General features: G+C 69.8%; 14 protein-coding genes and 1 pseudogene. 13 read left to right on the top strand and 2 right to left on the bottom strand.

What is annotated here, in order from left to right; all coding sequences use genetic code 11:
• Positions 1-12: 12 nt before the first annotated feature.
• Positions 13-303 carry an Rv0250c family protein gene (locus tag GTY56_RS27150; protein ID WP_161367940.1) on the bottom strand — a complete coding sequence of 97 codons (291 nt, stop codon included), beginning with the start codon at positions 301-303 and terminating at the stop codon, positions 13-15.
• A 288-nt stretch (positions 304-591) separates the two neighbouring features.
• Here GTY56_RS27150 and GTY56_RS27145 point away from each other — a divergent pair, with 288 nt between their 5' ends.
• The 9 genes from GTY56_RS27145 (at position 592) to GTY56_RS27105 (ending at position 12,912) form a co-directional block, all read left to right on the top strand.
• Positions 592-2,733, top strand: a complete 2,142-nt coding sequence (locus tag GTY56_RS27145; RefSeq protein ID WP_161367939.1) for an ABC transporter family substrate-binding protein — start codon at positions 592-594, stop codon at positions 2,731-2,733.
• A 111-nt stretch (positions 2,734-2,844) separates the two neighbouring features.
• Complete coding sequence (locus tag GTY56_RS27140) at positions 2,845-3,468, top strand: hypothetical protein (RefSeq protein WP_161367938.1); 624 nt, start codon at positions 2,845-2,847, stop codon at positions 3,466-3,468.
• Positions 3,469-3,752: 284 nt separating this feature from the next.
• On the top strand, positions 3,753-4,388 hold the full coding sequence (locus GTY56_RS27135; RefSeq protein WP_161367937.1) for a hypothetical protein: 636 nt from the start codon (positions 3,753-3,755) through the stop codon (positions 4,386-4,388).
• 166 nt (positions 4,389-4,554) lie between these two features.
• Positions 4,555-6,462 carry a translational GTPase TypA gene (typA, locus tag GTY56_RS27130; RefSeq protein ID WP_033311120.1) on the top strand — a complete coding sequence of 636 codons (1,908 nt, stop codon included), beginning with the start codon at positions 4,555-4,557 and terminating at the stop codon, positions 6,460-6,462.
• A 611-nt stretch (positions 6,463-7,073) separates the two neighbouring features.
• Entirely contained in the window at positions 7,074-8,687 is a 1,614-nt protein-coding gene (locus GTY56_RS27125) for a peptide ABC transporter substrate-binding protein (RefSeq protein WP_161367936.1), read from the top strand.
• Positions 8,688-8,819: 132 nt separating this feature from the next.
• Positions 8,820-9,749 (top strand): ABC transporter permease, encoded by a 930-nt coding sequence (locus GTY56_RS27120; protein WP_161367935.1) that lies wholly within the window; start codon positions 8,820-8,822, stop codon positions 9,747-9,749.
• Positions 9,742-10,701 (top strand): ABC transporter permease, encoded by a 960-nt coding sequence (locus GTY56_RS27115; RefSeq protein WP_161367934.1) that lies wholly within the window; start codon positions 9,742-9,744, stop codon positions 10,699-10,701. Before GTY56_RS27120 ends, GTY56_RS27115 begins: the two co-directional genes overlap by 8 nt.
• Before the next feature lie 11 nt (positions 10,702-10,712).
• Complete coding sequence (locus GTY56_RS27110; RefSeq protein WP_161367933.1) at positions 10,713-11,771, top strand: ABC transporter ATP-binding protein; 1,059 nt, start codon at positions 10,713-10,715, stop codon at positions 11,769-11,771.
• A complete protein-coding gene (locus GTY56_RS27105) occupies positions 11,764-12,912 on the top strand; it encodes an ABC transporter ATP-binding protein (protein ID WP_161367932.1) in 1,149 nt (382 codons plus the stop codon). The genes GTY56_RS27110 and GTY56_RS27105 overlap by 8 nt, the downstream gene beginning before the upstream one ends.
• A 229-nt stretch (positions 12,913-13,141) precedes the next feature.
• On the opposite strand, the gene GTY56_RS27100 is transcribed toward GTY56_RS27105, so the two are convergent.
• Positions 13,142-15,268, bottom strand: coding sequence for a S9 family peptidase (locus tag GTY56_RS27100; protein WP_161367931.1), 2,127 nt, complete (start codon positions 15,266-15,268; stop codon positions 13,142-13,144).
• Between the two features lie 177 nt (positions 15,269-15,445).
• Here GTY56_RS27100 and GTY56_RS27095 point away from each other — a divergent pair, with 177 nt between their 5' ends.
• The 4 genes and pseudogenes from GTY56_RS27095 to GTY56_RS40085 form a co-directional block, all read left to right on the top strand.
• Entirely contained in the window at positions 15,446-15,640 is a 195-nt protein-coding gene (locus GTY56_RS27095) for a hypothetical protein (RefSeq protein ID WP_030842840.1), read from the top strand.
• A gap of 28 nt (positions 15,641-15,668) precedes the next feature.
• Positions 15,669-16,571: an N-acetyl-1-D-myo-inositol-2-amino-2-deoxy-alpha-D-glucopyranoside deacetylase gene (mshB, locus tag GTY56_RS27090; protein ID WP_161367930.1), complete on the top strand. Its 903-nt coding sequence runs from the start codon at positions 15,669-15,671 to the stop codon at positions 16,569-16,571.
• Positions 16,568-16,978 (top strand): DUF6113 family protein, encoded by a 411-nt coding sequence (locus tag GTY56_RS27085; protein WP_161367929.1) that lies wholly within the window; start codon positions 16,568-16,570, stop codon positions 16,976-16,978. The genes mshB and GTY56_RS27085 overlap by 4 nt, the downstream gene beginning before the upstream one ends.
• A 156-nt stretch (positions 16,979-17,134) precedes the next feature.
• A pseudogene (locus GTY56_RS40085) lies at positions 17,135-17,663 on the top strand (hypothetical protein); the annotation flags it as partial.

Genomic DNA, 17,663 nt, shown 5'->3' with positions numbered 1-17,663 from the left:
CTCCTCCCCGGGTCAGGGAGCGCGCCGGTCCCGGGCGCCGAGCCCCTCGTCGTCCGAGTCGCTCCACAGGGCGGAGTCGTACGGCGTGTCCGAGATGGTGACCAGCTCGGGGCGGATCGGTGCGGCGGGTGACGCGGCGGCGTCGCGCAGCAGGGCGACGCTCTCGCGCAGGTGGTTGGCGTCGGCACGGACGCGGCGCATCTCCAGGCCGCCGGTGCCGAGCTGCTTCTCCAGGCGTCCCAGCGAACGGAACACTTCGTCGAGACTGCGCTGGACTGACGTCAGTTCGTCGTGAACGGACATGACTTGCCCTCACTTCCACGGGTCCTTCGCGGCCCAAGGCGGCAACGTTCATGCGCCTGCGAGTGTTGCGCGTCACACCTTGTGCTGTGAAGGGATGTGCATCGATTGGCCGAGGCGCGTGGGTGCACTGTGCGGTGCGTTGCGCCGCACGGGTGGCTTCCCGCCCGTGCTCGCCGTGTCGCTCTGCGTTGCCGAACCCTTTCCTCTTCAGTGGCCGCATACATCAGATGAACTCCAAATACCGCCAAAAGTGATCATAACGCCCGCGGCTTCCCGGAGGTAGCACAGATGTCCCAGCACGGCGTCGGCCCGCGCGCGGTCACGCGTTCGGTCGCCTTCCTCACCGCGGGGGTGCTCGCGGTGCCCGCGCTCGCCGGATGCGGCTCCGAGGACCCGTCCGGCAAGCCGCTCGCCGGGCAGGACATCCAGCCCGCCCCCCGCGACCGGATCGCCGACGGCGGCAGCCTGCGCTGGGCCGTCGACTCCGTGCCCGACACGCTGAACACCTTCCAGTCGGACGCCGACGCCACCACCACCCGCGTCGCCCAGGCCGTCCTGCCGTCGATGTTCCGCATGGACGCCTCCGGGCGCCCGGAGCGCAACCCCGCCTATCTGGAGTCCGCCGAGGTCGTCGAGACCGAGCCCAAGCAGGTCGTCCTGTACAAGCTCAACCAGGAGGCCGTCTGGAGCGACGGCCGGGAGATCGGCGCCGCCGACTTCGCCGCCCAGTGGCGCGCCCTGTCCGGTAAGGACACCGCCTACTGGACCGCCCGCAACGCCGGCTACGACCGCATCCAGAAGATCGAGCGCGGCGACAGCGCCCTGGAGGTGCGGGTCACCTTCAGCCGCCCCTACGCCGACTGGCGCTCGCTGTTCTCGCCGCTGTACCCGAAGGACGTCATGGGCACCCCGGACTCCTTCAACGACGGAGCCCGCAAGAAGCTCAAGGTCACCGCCGGCCCCTTCCTGGTGGAGAAGGCCGACCGGGAGGACGGGGAGATCACCCTCACCCGCAACCCGCGCTGGTGGGGCGAGCCGGCCAGGCTCTCCGAGATCGTGCTGCGCACCGTCCCGCGCGACAAGCGGGCCGCGGAGCTGGCCGCCGGCACCCTCGACCTGGCCGAGATCGACCCGGCTGCGGCCCGCCGCATCACCCTCGCCGCCCGCCCCCGCAGTTCCGGCAGCCCGCTGATGGGCCCGGACGCCGACCGGTCCGCCGCGGACTCCCTGCGCTCCTGGGCCGTCGCCAACGGCTCCGACGAGGACGCCGCCGACGAGGAGACCGTCGCCCGCAAGAAGCTGCGCAAGGCGGCCGTGAAGTACGCCCGGCAGCAGCAGGCCCTCAGCGGCTTCGAGGTCCGCAAGTCCCTGGAGCCCGCCTACACCCAGCTCGCCCTGAACGGCGCCGAGGGTCCGCTCACCGACGAACGCGTCCGCAGGGCCGTCGCCCGCGCCCTGGACCGCAAGGAACTCGCCCAGGCCGTTCTCAAGCCCCTCGGCCTGCCCGCCGTCCCGGTCGGCAGCCACCTCGCCCTGTCCGGCCAGGCCCACTACGCCGACAACAGCGGCGCCCTCGGAGGCCAGGACACCAAGGAGGCCCAGGCGCTGCTCGCGGACGCCGGGTGGGTGCGCGGCGGCCCGGTCGAGGAGCAGAAGAAGGAGAAGGCCGCCGGACCCGAGGGCGAGGAGGCCGAGGACAGCGGCGAGGACAACAAGGCCCAGCACGGGCCGGACCCGGCCGGTCACCTCGCCCCCGACGGCAGGCAGTACAAGCAGCACCAGGGCGGCGCCCCCGGTGCGTACGCCCCCCGGGGCACCGCCGCCCCGGCGAACCAGGAGGCCGCCCGGCTCGCCAAGAACGGCAAGGCGCTCACCCTCCGCTTCGTGCTCCCCTCCGGGCCCGGTTCCCAGACACTGCGCACCGTCGCGGACCGCATCTCCCGCATGCTGGAGCGCGTCGGCATCGGCACGGAGATCTCCAAGGTCTCCGACGAGTCCTACTTCAAGGACCACATCGCCTCCGGCCAGTACGACCTCGCCCTGTACTCCTGGCCCGCCACGGCGTACCCGGCCACCGACGCCCGCCCCGTCTTCGCCAAGCCCGTCCCGGCCGCCGACGGCTCGCTGAACGTCGAGCAGAACTACACGCGCGTCGGCACCGACCAGGTCGACCAGCTCTTCGACGAAGCCGTGACCACCCTCGACGAGGGGGAGTCCCGGTCCCTGATCCGCAAGGCCGACTCCCGCATCTGGGCGGCGGCCGGCTCGATCCCCCTCTTCCAGCGCCCCCAGCTCCTCGCGGCCCGCAAGAACCTCGTGAACGCCGGCGCCTTCGGCTTCGGCACACCGGTCTACGAGGACATGGGCTTCCTGAAGAAGGGCGCGAAGCCGGCGTCGGGCCCCTCGGCGAAGGGCTCGGCCGCCCGGTAGCTCTGGGAACGCTCAAACGCCTTGCCGTCCCCGCCCGGCGTCCGCACCATGAGGAGCACTGATCATGGTGCGGGCGCCGGGCGTCCGTACTCGGGGGACGGGGGCCGGCGGATGCGCGGCACGGTGGGACGGGCCTGCGGGGCCGGACTGGTCATCGGGGTGCTGGTGACGGGGCTGACGGCCTGCACGGGGGACGCGGGCGGCGACGGCAAGGCCGAGGCCTGCACGAACGGCGGCTATGCCTGGTCCGGCGTGCAGCGGACGCAGAAGCTGACCGCGATGAGCGACCCGATCATGTTCGAGAAGCGGACCGCCTCCTACTCGGCCAAGCTCAAGCCCGTGGATGACAAGGTCTACCGGCCGTCCGTGACCGGCGCGCCCCGGGGCATCGGCGCGGCCGCCGTGATCATGGCGCTGGGCAGACACCTGAAGGCCGAGGAACCGCTCGCCGGTCCCTCCGAGAAGGAGGTCCCGGAGGAGGACCACTTCTTCGAGGTGGCGACCGGCGACCTCAAGGGCGCGTACTACTCCTGGGGCTACATCAGGCTGGTCACCGCAGACTTCACGTACACCTGCGGAAACGGCGAGCCCGTCAAGGGGCGGGTGCGGACGTGGGAGGGCACCGGCAGCGGCTTCATGCCCTGTTCCGAGGAACTGCCCGAAGGCGTGGGCGCCCGTGCGGCGGCCCGTGAACTGTGCCCGCCGGACTCCCGAGCCGCGAGGGCGGCGGACTGAGCCGAGCCGCCCCCAAGCGGCCCCGGCGGCCCGCCCGGGCCGCCGGGGGCTCTGGAACCCTCGACACCGGCGCCTTCGGCTTCGGCACACCGGTCTACGAGGACATGGGCTTCTCTGAAGAAGGGCGCGAAGCCGGCGTCGGGCCCCTCGGCGAAGGGCTCGGCCGCCCGGTAGCTCTGGGAACGCTCAAACGCCTTGCCGTCCCCGCCCGGCGTCCGCACCATGAGGAGACTGATCATGGTGCGGGCGCCGGGCGTCCGTACTCGGGGGACGGGGGCCGGCGGATGCGCGGCACGGTGGGACGGGCCTGCGGGGCCGGACTGGTCATCGGGGTTCTGGTGACGGGGCTGACGGCCTGCACGGGGGACGGGGACGGCAAGGGCGAGAAGACCGGCAAGGCCGTGGCGAAGACCTGCTCGGACGGCACGTTCGCCTGGTCCCACGTCACGAAGCGGGACCGGCTGACCGGCATCTCCGACCCCGAGCGGCTCGGCGAGGGCGGCGGCAGCCTGCAGAACCGCATCCGGCGGGTGTACACCCCCAGCCCCTCGGTACGCGCCGACGGACCGGCCCCGTCGCCTGCGGAGATCCTCTTCTCGCTCGGCAAGAAGATCGGCGCGATCGACTCCGACGCGCGCACCCTGGCGGAGGTGAGTGGCGAGACCTGGGCGTTCACCGACGTCCGGCTCCCGGCCCCCGAGCTCGACGACGGCCGCGTCTCGCCCCACGCGGCCGGCGAGTTCGTCCAGTACGCCGGGGTGCGGGAAGTGACGGCGGACTTCCGCTACACCTGCCCGGACGGCAGGACCGTCTCCGGCCACGCCCGGAACTGGACGGTCGACATCTCCGGCCTGACCGACTGCGACGAGCGCCCCGACTCGGCCCTCGCCCGGGAGGTCGCCCGGCGCTCCTGCGCCTGAACAGCTCCCTGAAACGTGGCCTGACCTGCACCGACGTAGCCCGGCTAACCCCCGCGGCCGCAGCCCCGTACCATGGGGTGAGGCCGTGGCATGTTGAGCCCGGCAGGGCCCGCGCACCACCGACGTACGCGCAGGGCATTTCCACCACTCCGGGAGTACGCCTTTTATGGCCACGCGCCACGACATCCGCAACGTCGCCATCGTCGCCCACGTCGACCACGGCAAGACCACCATCGTCGACGGCATGCTGAAGCAGGCCGGCGCCTTCGCCGCGCACCAGCTCGACTCGGTCGACGACCGCATGATGGACTCGAACGACCTGGAGCGTGAGAAGGGCATCACGATCCTGGCCAAGAACACGGCGGTGAAGTACCACCCGAAGGACGGGGGGGACGTCATCACCATCAACATCATCGACACCCCCGGTCACGCCGACTTCGGCGGCGAGGTCGAGCGCGGTCTGTCGATGGTCGACGGTGTCGTCCTGCTCGTGGACGCCTCCGAGGGTCCGCTCCCGCAGACCCGCTTCGTGCTGCGCAAGGCCCTCCAGGCCCGGCTGCCCGTCATCCTGTGCATCAACAAGACGGACCGCCCCGACGCCCGGATCGACGAGGTCGTCAACGAGACCTACGACCTCTTCCTCGACCTGGACGCCGACGAGGAGCAGATCGAGTTCCCGATCGTCTACGCCTGCGGCCGCGACGGCATCGCCTCGCTGACCAAGCCGGACAACGGCACGGTCCCGGCCGACTCCACCAGCCTGGAGCCGTTCTTCTCCACGATCCTGGAGCACATCCCGGCCCCCACCTACGACGAGGCCGCCCCGCTCCAGGCCCACGTCACCAACCTGGACGCCGACAACTTCCTCGGCCGTATCGCGCTGCTCCGCGTCGAGCAGGGCGAGCTGCGCAAGGGCCAGACGGTCGCGTGGATGAAGCGCGACGGGTCCGTCAGCAGCGTCCGCATCTCCGAGCTGATGATGACCGAGGCGCTCACCCGCAAGCCGGCCGAGATGGCCGGCCCCGGTGACATCTGCGCGGTCGCCGGTATCCCGGACATCATGATCGGCGAGACCCTGGCCGACCCGGAGAACCCGGTCGCGCTGCCGCTGATCACGGTCGACGAGCCCGCGATCTCCATGGTCATCGGCACCAACACCTCCCCGCTGGTAGGCCGCGGCGCCACCGGCAAGGGCGCCGACAACAAGGCGGCCGTCAAGGACCGCAAGGTCACCGCCCGCCAGGTCAAGGACCGCCTCGACCGCGAGCTGATCGGTAACGTCAGCCTCCGCGTGCTCGACACCGAGCGTCCCGACGCCTGGGAGGTACAGGGCCGCGGTGAGCTGGCGCTGGCCATCCTGGTCGAGACGATGCGCCGGGAAGGCTTCGAGCTGACCATCGGCAAGCCGCAGGTCGTCACCAAGGAGGTCGACGGCAAGACCTACGAGCCCGTCGAGCGCATGACGATCGACGTGCCCGAGGAGCACATGGGCGCCGTCACGCAGCTCATGGGCGTCCGCAAGGGCCGCATGGACAACATGTCCAACCACGGCTCCGGCTGGGTCCGCATGGAGTTCGTCGTGCCCTCGCGCGGTCTCATCGGCTTCCGCACCGAGTTCCTGACCCAGACCCGCGGCACGGGCATCGGCCACTCGATCCACGAGGGCTTCGAGCCCTGGTTCGGCACGCTCCAGACCCGTAACAACGGCTCCCTGGTCGCCGACCGCGCCGGTGCCGTCACCGCGTTCGCGATGACCAACCTCCAGGAGCGCGGCGTGCTCTTCGTGGAGCCGGGCACCGAGGTGTACGAGGGCATGATCGTCGGCGAGAACTCCCGCGCCGACGACATGGACGTCAACATCACCAAGGAGAAGAAGCTCACGAACATGCGGTCCTCCACGGCCGATGTGACCGAGTCGATCGTCCCGCCCCGCAAGCTGTCGCTGGAGCAGTCCCTGGAGTTCTGCCGGGACGACGAGTGCGTCGAGGTCACCCCGGAGGCCGTGCGCATCCGCAAGGTGAACCTGGACGCCCGCGAGCGCGCCCGCGCCGCGAGCCGCGCCAAGCACGGCTGACGCCTGCCGCAGTACGACAGCACCGGGCACTCCGCGTGAGCGGGGTGCCCGGTGGCGTTGTCTGAAGGGGAGGTAACGCAGGGGCAAGGGGTAGGGAAAACCCTCGACTTGCCGGTGACGGCCGTCAGGGGCGGTCTTCTCCCACTACCCTGCTGCGGAAGTGCCCTGCCTCCCCGGCCTCGGGGAACGCACAACGGCCTTGCCGCACAAGCCCCTTGAGCGCGCGACAGACTCCGGTGGAACCCTGCACGGGACCCACGGTACGTCGCAAGCGGTTTTTCTCACTCTCGCGTCCGGAATGCGGACAGTCTTTACCGATAGATGTGTAACAAGTCCGTTTCGCAGGGATCTCTCACCAAACCCTTTGTCCGGATTTTGGAAGATGTATACGCGAGCTGTGATCGAACCGAGACCTCGTGGGTGTGGTTCGGCCCTGGCGTTTGGCAGATAGTTAGGCGCGTAGAGCTCGGATGTACGGGTCACCCGCTGGCAGCGGCGCCGACTCACGAGCGCGGGGGCACCTGACGATTTCCGGCACCGGCGACGGGCGGTGGCGGTGGTCTGTCTGTGCTCCCTTCGCGGTGAACCAATGACTTCTTTAGGAGGAACCCATGCGCGGTGCCAAGAGCGCCAAGTGGGTCGCGGGGGCGATAGTCGTCGCCCTGGCCGCCACCGCCTGCGGCGGCAACGGTGATGACGAGGGTAAGAGCAAGGGTTCCGGACCTGCCGGTTACGTCTCGATCGACGTCGGCGAGCCCCAGAAGCCCCTGATCCCGGCTGACACCAACGAGTCCAACGGCTCGTACGTCATCCAGTCCCTCTTCACCCAGCTGCTGGACTTCGACGCCAAGGGCAACGTCGTCTACACGAACGCGGAGTCGGTCACCACCGACGACTCCAAGACGTGGACGGTCAAGCTCAAGAAGGGCTGGAAGTTCCACAACGGCGAAGAAGTCACCTCCAAGTCGTACATCGACGCTTGGAACTGGTACGCCAACATCAAGAACAACCAGCAGAACTCGTTCTGGTTCCAGGACATCAAGGGCTACGACGACGTCCACCCGGAGAAGGGTGACCCGAAGGCCGAGACCATGTCCGGTCTGAAGGCCGTGGACGACCACACCTTCACCATCGAGCTGAAGTACACGATGCCGTACTTCAACTACAAGCTCGGCTACACCACGTGGGCCCCGCTGCCCAAGGTCTTCTACGACGACCCGAAGGCCTTCGGCCAGAAGCCGGTCGGCAACGGTCCCTACAAGTTCGAGAAGTGGGACCACAAGAAGCTCATCCAGGTCAAGGCCTGGGACGAGTACCAGGGCCCGAACAAGGCGAAGAACAAGGGCGTCCAGTTCAAGGCCTACACGACGCTCGAGGCCGCCTACAAGGACGTCGTCTCCGGCAACCTGGACATGATCCGCCAGGTCGGCCCGACGGACCTGCCGAAGTACAAGCAGGACCTCGGCGACGGCGCCATCGAGCAGCCGTACGCGGCCCTCCAGTCGCTGACCCCGGCGTTCTACTCCAAGACCTTCAAGGACATCGACCCGAAGGTCCTGCAGGGTCTGTCGATGGCGATCGACCGCGACACGATCACCAAGACGGTTCTGAACAACACCCGCACGCCGGCGCAGTCCTTCACGCCGCCCGGTGTCAAGGGCAACCAGAACCTGGACACCGACGTGTTCACGTACAACCCGGCGAAGGCCAAGCAGCTCATCAAGGAGGGTGGCGGCGTCCCGGGCAACAAGTTCACCATCCAGTACAACACCGACGGTGGGCACAAGGAGTGGGTGACCGCGGTCTGCGAGTCCATCCGCAAGGCCACTGGTGTCGACTGCGCCGGCGACCCCAAGCCGGACTTCGCCACGGACCTGGAGGCCCGTGACAACGACCAGGTGAAGGGCATGTACCGCGGTGGCTGGGTCGCCGACTACCCGGTCAACGCCAACTTCATGAAGGAGCTGTACCACACCACCGCCGAGGCCAACAACGGCAGGTTCTCCAACAAGGAGATCGACGGGCTGATGGACAAGGCCGACAAGGCCAAGTCCCTCGACGAGTCGGTGAAGGCCTTCCAGGAGGTCGAGAAGAAGCTGGTCGACCACATGCCGGCCATCCCGCTCTGGTACTACCGCATCAACGGCGGCCACGGTAAGAACGTCGACAACGTCAACGTCGACTTCCACGGTGACCTCGAAGTGTGGGCCGTCACCACCAAGTAAGAGGAGCCCTCGGGCTTTTCCCACTCGGCCGTAAGCCCACCGCCGATTCAGGCGGCGGTGGGAGGTGCGGGGGGTCGTCTCGTCGCGAGGAGACGGCCCCCGCACCTGCGTTAACCCCTCACGGAGGCACCTATGGGGCGCTATGTCGCACGACGACTGCTCCAGATGATCCCGGTGTTCATCGGGTCAACCCTGCTCATCTTCTGCATGATGTACGCCCTGCCCGGCGACCCCGTCCGGGCGATGATGGGGGATCAGGCGTACGACCCGGCGGTGGTCGCGAGCATCAAGAAGGACCTCGGCCTTGATCAGCCGCTCCTTCAGCAGTACGTGAACTACATGGCCGGGCTGTTCCAGGGCGACTTCGGTACCCAGATCGCCAGCCAGCGGCCCATCGCGGACGTCATCGCCGACGCCTTCCCGGTGACGATCAGACTGACGCTCTTCGCCTTCACCTTCGTCACGCTCGTGGGCATCGGCCTCGGTGTCGTCGCCGGCCTGCGCCCCGACACGCTGCGGGACCGCGGTCTGCTGACGCTGACGCTGTTCCTCGTCTCGATGCCGTCCTTCGTGCTGGGCTTCCTGCTGCAGTACCAGTTCGCGTTCAAGTGGCAGGTCACCACACCCACCGTGACCGACTCGACGAACTGGTCCCAGCTCGCGCTTCCCGCCATCGTGCTGGCGTCGCTCTCCCTCGCGTACGTCGCCCGGTTGACCCGTACCTCGATCGCGGAGAACCTGCGGTCCGACTACATGCGCACCGCCGTGGCCAAGGGGCTGCCGCGCCGCCGTATCATCGGTGTCCACCTGATGCGCAACTCGCTGATTCCCGTGGTCACCTTCCTCGGTATCGAGATCGGCAGCCTGATGACCGGTGCCATCGTGACGGAGGGCATCTTCAACGTGCGGGGCATCGGCCTCGAGATCTACGAGGCGCTCACCCGGCGTGAGGGCGCCACCGTCGTGGGAATCGCTTCGCTGATGGTGCTCATCTACCTCGCCGCCAGCCTGATCGTCGACCTGCTTTACGCGGTCCTGGACCCGAGGATCCGGTATGCCTGACAAGACCGTCGAGAAGGTCGAAGCCCTTCCCGGTGACACCGCGAGCACCGCGGGCGTCATCGTCACCGACGCCGGCCCGGCTCCCGAAAAGGCCCGCAGCCTGTGGTCCGACGCCTGGCACGACCTGCGGCGCAACCCGCTGTTCCTGATATCGGCCGTGCTGATCGTGTTCCTGCTGGTGATGTCGTTCTGGCCGGGCCTGTTCACCAGCGCCTCGCCGCGCGACGCCGACCTGGCCAAGCACTACCTGGGCAAGCCGAACTGGGGCCACCTCTTCGCCCCGGACTGGCTCGGCTACGACGTCCAGGGCCGCTCGATCTACGCCCGTGTCGTCTACGGTGCCCGCGCCTCGATCACCGTCGGTGTGGGTGTCACCGTCGCCGTCACCGTGATCGGCACGGTCATCGGCATGATCGCCGGCTACTTCGGCGGCTGGACCGACACCCTGCTCTCGCGGGTCACCGACATCTTCCTCGGCATCCCGTTCCTGCTCGGTGCCCTGGTCGTGCTCAACTCCTTCGACGACCGCACCGTCTGGGTCGTCATCATGGCCCTCGCCTTCCTGGGCTGGACCCAGATCGCCCGAGTCGCCCGCGGTGCCGTGATCACCATCAAGCAGGCGGACTACGTGGTGGCCGCCAAGGCCCTCGGCGCCTCGACCTCCCGGATCCTGTTCCGTCACATCCTGCCCAACGCACTCGCGCCGATCATCGTCGTCGCGACCATCGCGCTCGGCGGCTACATCGCGGCCGAAGCCACCCTGTCCTTCCTGGGTGTGGGTCTCGGTGACGCGGCCGTGTCCTGGGGCGGCGACGTGGCGCGAGGACGCGAGCAGCTCCGTATCGCCCCGCACACCTTGATCATCCCCTCGGTGATGGTCTCGATCACGGTGCTCTCGTTCCTGATGTTCGGCGATGCGGTACGCAACGCCCTCGACCCCAAGCTGCGCTGAGGGAGGCGTACGTGACCATCATCGACGAAACGGCCGAGAGCCCCTCGGCCGACGGCTCGCAGGGCGCGGGTCGCCCGCTGCTCGAAGTCCGCGACCTGCACGTGGAGTTCCGCACCCGCGACGGAGTCGCCAAGGCCGTCAACGGCGTCAACTACTCCGTCGCCGCCGGCGAGACGCTCGCCGTCCTCGGCGAGTCCGGCTCCGGCAAGTCCGTCACCGCCCAGGCCATCATGGGCATCCTCGACATGCCGCCCGGCAGCATCCCCAAGGGAGAGATCCTCTTCCGCGGCCAGGACATGCTGAAGATGTCCGGCGAGGAGCGCCGGAAGATCCGCGGCAACAAGATCGCGATGATCTTCCAGGACGCGCTCTCCTCGCTGAACCCGGTGCTCTCGGTGGGCTACCAGCTCGGCGAGATGTTCCGCGTCCACGAGGGCATGTCCAAGAAGGACGCCAAGGCCAAGGCGATCGAGCTCATGGACCGGGTGAAGATCCCGGCCGCCAAGGAGCGCGTCAACGACTACCCGCACCAGTTCTCCGGCGGTATGCGCCAGCGCATCATGATCGCCATGGCGCTCGCGCTGGAGCCGGACCTGATCATCGCCGACGAGCCGACCACGGCCCTCGACGTGACGGTCCAGGCCCAGGTGATGGACCTGCTCGCGGAGTTGCAGCGCGAGTACAACATGGGCCTGATCCTGATCACGCACGACCTCGGCGTGGTCGCCGACGTCGCGGACAAGATCGCGGTGATGTACGCGGGCCGGATCGTGGAGACGGCCCCGGTGCACGAGCTGTACAAGCGGCCAGCGCACCCCTACACCAAGGGTCTGCTGGAGTCGATCCCGCGCCTGGACCAGAAGGGCCAGGACCTGTACGCGATCAAGGGCCTGCCGCCCAACCTGACGCGTATCCCGTCCGGCTGCGCGTTCAACCCGCGGTGCCCGCAGGCGCAGGACATCTGCCGTACGGACATCCCGCCGCTGCACCCCGTCACCGAGCGGGACGGCGGCGAGCTGACCGGCCGCGGCAGCGCGTGCCACTTCTGGAAGGAGACGATCCATGGCTGAGCTGGGCAAGAAGGACGAGTCCATGGACGCCACCCCCAACGTCACCGAGGTCGAGACGGTCGATGTCGCGACCGAGGAGGCGGCGGTGGCCGCGCTCGACGCGCCGGTGGAGCGCGGTGAGCCGATCCTCCAGGTGCGCAACCTGGTCAAGCACTTCCCGCTGACCCAGGGCATCCTGTTCAAGCGTCAGGTCGGCGCGGTCAAGGCCGTGGACGGGATCTCCTTCGACCTCTACCAGGGCGAGACGCTCGGCATCGTCGGCGAGTCCGGCTGTGGCAAGTCCACGGTCGCCAAGCTGCTGATGATGCTGGAGAAGGCGACCGCGGGCGAGATCTTCTACAAGGGCCAGGACATCACCAAGCTGTCCGGGCGTGCGCTGAAGGCGGTCCGCCGGAACATCCAGATGGTGTTCCAGGACCCGTACACCTCGCTCAACCCCCGTATGACGGTGGGCGACATCATCGGGGAGACCTTCGAGATCCACCCCGAGGTGGCGCCGAAGGGCGACCGCCGCCGCAAGGTCCAGGAACTCCTGGACGTGGTCGGCCTCAACCCCGAGTACATCAACCGCTACCCGCACCAGTTCTCGGGCGGTCAGCGCCAGCGCATCGGCATCGCCCGCGGCCTCGCCCTGAACCCCGAGATCATCGTCTGCGACGAGCCGGTCTCCGCGCTGGACGTGTCCGTCCAGGCGCAGGTCATCAACCTGATGGAGAAGCTGCAGAACGAGTTCAACCTCTCGTACCTCTTCATCGCGCACGACCTGTCGATCGTCCGGCACATCTCGGACCGCGTGGGCGTGATGTACCTCGGCAAGATGGCCGAGATCGGCACGGACACGGAGATCTACGACCACCCGACGCACCCCTACACCCAGGCGCTGCTGTCGGCCGTCCCGGTCCCCGACCCGGAGTCCCGCGAGGGCCGCGAGCGGATCATCCTCACCGGCGACGTCCCGTCCCCGGCCAACCCGCCCTCGGGCTGCCGCTTCCGCACCCGCTGCTGGAAGGCCGAGGACAAGTGCGCCCAGGAGGTGCCGCTCCTGGCGGTCCCCGAGCGTTTCAAGGGCGAGGACACCCCGGCGGCCCACGAGTCGGCCTGCCACTTCGCGGAGGAGAAGGACGTGGTCCACGCGGCCTGACCGGCTGCACCCGGTTCCCGGCACCCTCCAGGGTGCCGGGAACCGGCGTCTCCGGCCGTGCGGGCGGCCGTCGGGGCCACCGGCGCCGCTCAGCCCCAACTGGGTTAACACGCAGGCAACTTCGCCGACCCGGTTCCGATATACGGACACGTCAGGCTGGTCAGCGTACGGCCGTGCGGGTGCCGTAGACGGGCCGGGCGCCGGAAGGCGTCCCGGCCCGTTGCCGTGTTCAGGCGGCCGGCATGCCCAGGGAGCGCTTCAGGAAGTCGACCTGGAGCAGGAGCAGGTTCTCGGCGACCTGTTCCTGGGGGGTGATGTGGGTGACGCCGGACAGCGGCAGCACCTCGTGGGGGCGGCCGGCGGCCAGCAGGGCCGAGGACAGACGCAGGGCGTGGGCGACCACCACGTTGTCGTCGGCGAGCCCGTGCACGATCATCAGGGGCCTGTGCGGCTCGGCGGGGGAGGACAGCCCGTCGGCGGTCACCAGGGAGCTCTTGGCGTAGGACTCCGGGTGTTCCGCCGGCGTGCCCAGGTAGCGCTCCGTGTAGTGGGTGTCGTACAGGGCCCAGTCCGTCACCGGTGCGCCCGCGATGCCCGCGTGGAAGACGTCCGGGCGGCGCAGCACCGCCAGGCCCGCCAGCCAGCCGCCGTAGGACCAGCCGCGGATCGCCACCCGGGACAGGTCCAGGGGGTGGCGCTTGGCCAGGTCCTCCAGGGCGTCCACCTGGTCGTCCAGTGACAGCGTGAAGTCGTGGTGGACCGCCTTCTCCCATGCGGGGGAGCGGCCCGGGGTGCCGCGGCCGTCCGCGACCACGACCGCGAAGCCCTGGTCCGCGAACCACTGCGACGTGAGGTGGGCGTTGTGGGAGGCGAGCACTCGCTGACCGTGGGGGCCGCCGTAGGGGTCCATGAGCACCGGCAGGGGGGTGTCACCGTCGTAGTCCCGAGGCATAAGCACGGCGCACGGGACACGGCGTGCGCCCCCCTCGGTGAGCGTCACGCGGGGGGACATACCGGGATCTTCGGCGTACGAGGGGACAGTCCTGGTCGGTTTTCCGTCGCGCAGGACCTGGGCACGCGAACCTGGCCGGTTCAGCGTCGCCGACACCAGGACCGTCACCTCCCCGGCCCGCACCGCCGCGTGCACGCCCGGCTCCTGCGACACCCGCTCCACGCCCAGCTCGTTCACCCGGTACACGTGCACCTGGCCCGTCTCCGGCTCACCGGCGGCCTCCGCGCCCGCGGACGCCGAGATCAGCACGTCGTGCCCGGAGACGTCCAGCACGGCCCGGACGTGCAACTGTGCGCCGGTGAGCGGCCGGTCCCCGACCGCCAGCACCCGCGCGCCGCCCTCGTCGGCGATCCGCACCAGCTGCCCGGACGGGCTCCAGCAGGGCACTCCGGGGAAAAGATCAAGCCATGTTCGATCTTCGTCTGCGTGCACCATCCGCGTCGCGCCGGAATCCGGATCCACGGCCAGGATCAGCTGACTGCGCTGGTCGCGCGCCTGTACGAGCAGCAGCGGCGCGCCCGCCGCTGACCAGTGGACATGTGCCAGGTACGGGAAGCGGGTCCGGTCCCAGGCGACCTCCGTGCGCAGCCCGTCCAGACCGACCACGAACAGCCGCACCTCCGCGTTGCCGGTGCCCGCCGCCGGGTACGGCACCCGCTGCGGCTCCCGCCCCGGATGTGCCGGGTCGGCGATCCACCACCGCTGCACCGGCGTGTCGTCCACCCGCGCCATGAGCAGCCGGTCCGACTCCGGGGCCCACCAGAAGCCCCGGGAACGCCCCATCTCCTCGGCCGCGATGAACTCGGCCAGCCCGTAGGAGACGTTCTCCGCCTCCGGCTCGGCGAGCGCCCGGTCGCCCTCCCCTTCGGCGCCCACCACCCGCAGGGCGCCCCGCGCGACATAGGCGACATGCCGCCCGTCGGGCGACGGGCGCGGATCGATCACGGGCCCCGGCACGGGCAGCTCACGTGCCGTCCCGGCCCGCAGCTCGGCCGCGAAAAGCCGCCCTGACAAGGCGAAAGAGGCCAATTCGACGGCCGAGTCGGTGGCGTACCCGACGATGCCGGCGCCGCCCTCACGGCTGCGCTCGCGCCGGGCCCGTTCCTCGGGTGAGAGATCCTCCGTGGCGCCGCCCAGCAGGGCGCGCGGATCGGCGGCCACGCGCTCCCCGCCCTCCTCCACGTCGAGGACCCACAGCGAATTCGCCCGGTCCGTACCGGAACCGGAGCGCAGGAACACGACACGCGAACCGTCGGGCGCCACGGTGAACGAGCGCGGCGCGCCGAGCGTGAAGCGCTGGGTACGGGCGTGCCGTCGGGGGAAGGAGTGAGGCTCGGTCGTCATGCCCTGACCATATTGGCCATGCGCCCCCTTGTGCGGCCGTGCGCCGATCGATGCGCGCAGACGGATAGTTATGATCAATGTCGCATAGTGGGTATGAACCTGCTGGCTGCTGTACGGATTTGATGCCCCCATAGTCCGACCCCCCGCGTCCTCGTGGATCTTTGGAGGTGAGCCGCCGTGGCACTCTCGATTTCGGCGGTGGTGCTGCTGGCGATCATCGTCTTCCTGCTCATCAAGAAGTCGGGGCTGAAGGCGGGGCATGCGATCGTCTGCATGCTGCTCGGCTTCTACCTCGCCTCCTCGACCGTCGCTCCCACGATCAACGAGCTGACGACGAACATCGCGGGCATGATCGGCAGCATCAAGTTCTGACCGTCATGGGACCTCGTAGGCTGGTCCCATGACGGAACTGCCCTCCCCCGAGCTCTCCGAGCAGGGGGGACCCTCACCTCGCTCCGCGAGGCGTCTGCTGCTGGTGCACGCGCACCCGGACGACGAGTCGATCAACAACGGCGCGACCATGGCCCGGTACGCGGCCGAGGGTGCCCACGTCACCCTGGTCACCTGCACCCTCGGTGAACGCGGCGAGGTCATCCCGCCCGAGCTCGCGCACCTGACGGGCGCCGCCCTGGGGCAGCACCGCCGCCGTGAGCTCGCCGCCGCCATGGCCGAGCTCGGCGTCCAGGACGTCCGTCTGCTCGGCGGCGCCGGGCGCTACAGCGACTCCGGGATGATGGGCCTGCCCGACAACGACGACCCCGCCTGCTTCTGGCAGGCCGACGTCGACGAGGCCGCCGCGCACCTCGTCGAAGTGATCCGTGAGGTACGCCCCCAGGTCCTGGTGACCTACGACGACAACGGCGGCTACGGCCACCCCGACCACATCCAGGCCCATCGCGTCGCGATGCGCGCCGTGGAACTGTCCGCCGAAGCCGGTGTGCCCATCCCCAAGGTCTACTGGAACCGGGTCCCCCGGCCCGTTGTGGAGGAGTCCTTCGCGCGGCTCCGCGGGGACCTGCCCGGCACGCCCTTCACCAAGGCGGCCGAGGCCGACGACGTCCCGGGTGTCGTGTCCGAGGAGCGGATCACCACCGAGATCGACGGCACCGCCCACGCCGGGGCCAAGGCCGCCGCGATGCGCGCCCACGCCACCCAGATCACCGTGGCCGGGCCGTACTTCGTGCTCTCCAACGAACTCGCCCAGCCCGTCCTCACGACCGAGTACTACGAGCTGGTGCGCGGTGAGCGGGGCCCCGGCCCGCGCGAGACGGACCTGTTCGCCGGTCTGGAGGAGGCCTCATGAGCGACCGTACGTCGATGCTGGCCCAGCCGATGCGGCCGCCCACCGCTGGACGCGCCGCCGCCTGCCTGGGGTTCTTCGTGCTCGGCGCCGTGGTCGGCGTGGCCGGGGCGCTGGTACAGCCCGGCTGGTTCCCGGGCGGCCTGCTGCTCGCCCTGGTCGCCGAGGCCGGAGCCGTCCTGGGCGCCACCCGCGTCCTGCGCGGCCGGGCCGGGGGTGTCGCGGTCGCCGCGGGCTGGATGCTCGCGGTCGTCCTGCTCACCGCCAGCCGCACCGAGGGCGACTTCCTCTTCGCTGCGGGGAGCGGCTCCTATCTCTTCCTGCTCGGGGGCATCGCCGTAGCTGTGATCTGTGCCACCCTCTCCCCGGGGCGGCAACCGGACGGCGATCCCGTCCGACTTGCCAAGTGACGTACCACTTCGCCAGGACGTGGCCGTGGGGGTCCGGTGTGGGTTTCCCCGGCGGTCACGGGATACGGGCGAGAAGTGGCCAGTATGGTGGTGCGCGCCGCCGAGCTGCCCGCGTGAGGTCGTGTGGGGCGGCGGAGCCAACCGGGAGAACCTGCCTTGAGTCGTGAAACTGACACTCCGTCCTCCGGGCCCAACGGGCGCGGCGGAGCCGCCTACCCGTCGGGTACGCCGCCGTACGGGACCCCGACGGTCTCCGACGCCGGTGCGGACGCGGGCCGTTCCGCCACGCGGCCGGAGGAACGCAAGACCGAGACCACGCTGACGACCCGGATCCGGATCAACATCCCCGGGTCGCGGCCGATTCCACCCGTGGTGGTGCGCAAGCCCGTCGCCGAGGCGGAGGGCCAGGCCGACACCGAGCAGCGCGCTGACGAGCCGACGGCGCCGGGCGCCACCCCGTCCGCGGGCACGGTCGAGGCTCCCGCCGATCCGGCACAGCAGGGCGAGGACAAGCCGGCCAGCGACTGGTTCGCGCCGCGCAAGTCCGGCGGGGGCAAGGGCGGTCCGGGCGGCGGCTCCACCAACGGGGCCGGGCTGCCGGGCGGTTCGGGTCCGGCGGCGGGCGGTCCCGCTGCCGGGACGCCGGGTTCCGGTGCCGGTGCGTCCGGCGGCGCCCGGCCGGGTG

It is taken from the genome of Streptomyces sp. SID5643, assembly GCF_009872555.1.
GTDB lineage: Bacteria > Actinomycetota > Actinomycetes > Streptomycetales > Streptomycetaceae > Streptomyces > Streptomyces iakyrus.
The sequence above is the reverse complement of the archived record's forward strand: the minus strand, read 5'-3'. Positions and strand labels throughout refer to the sequence as shown.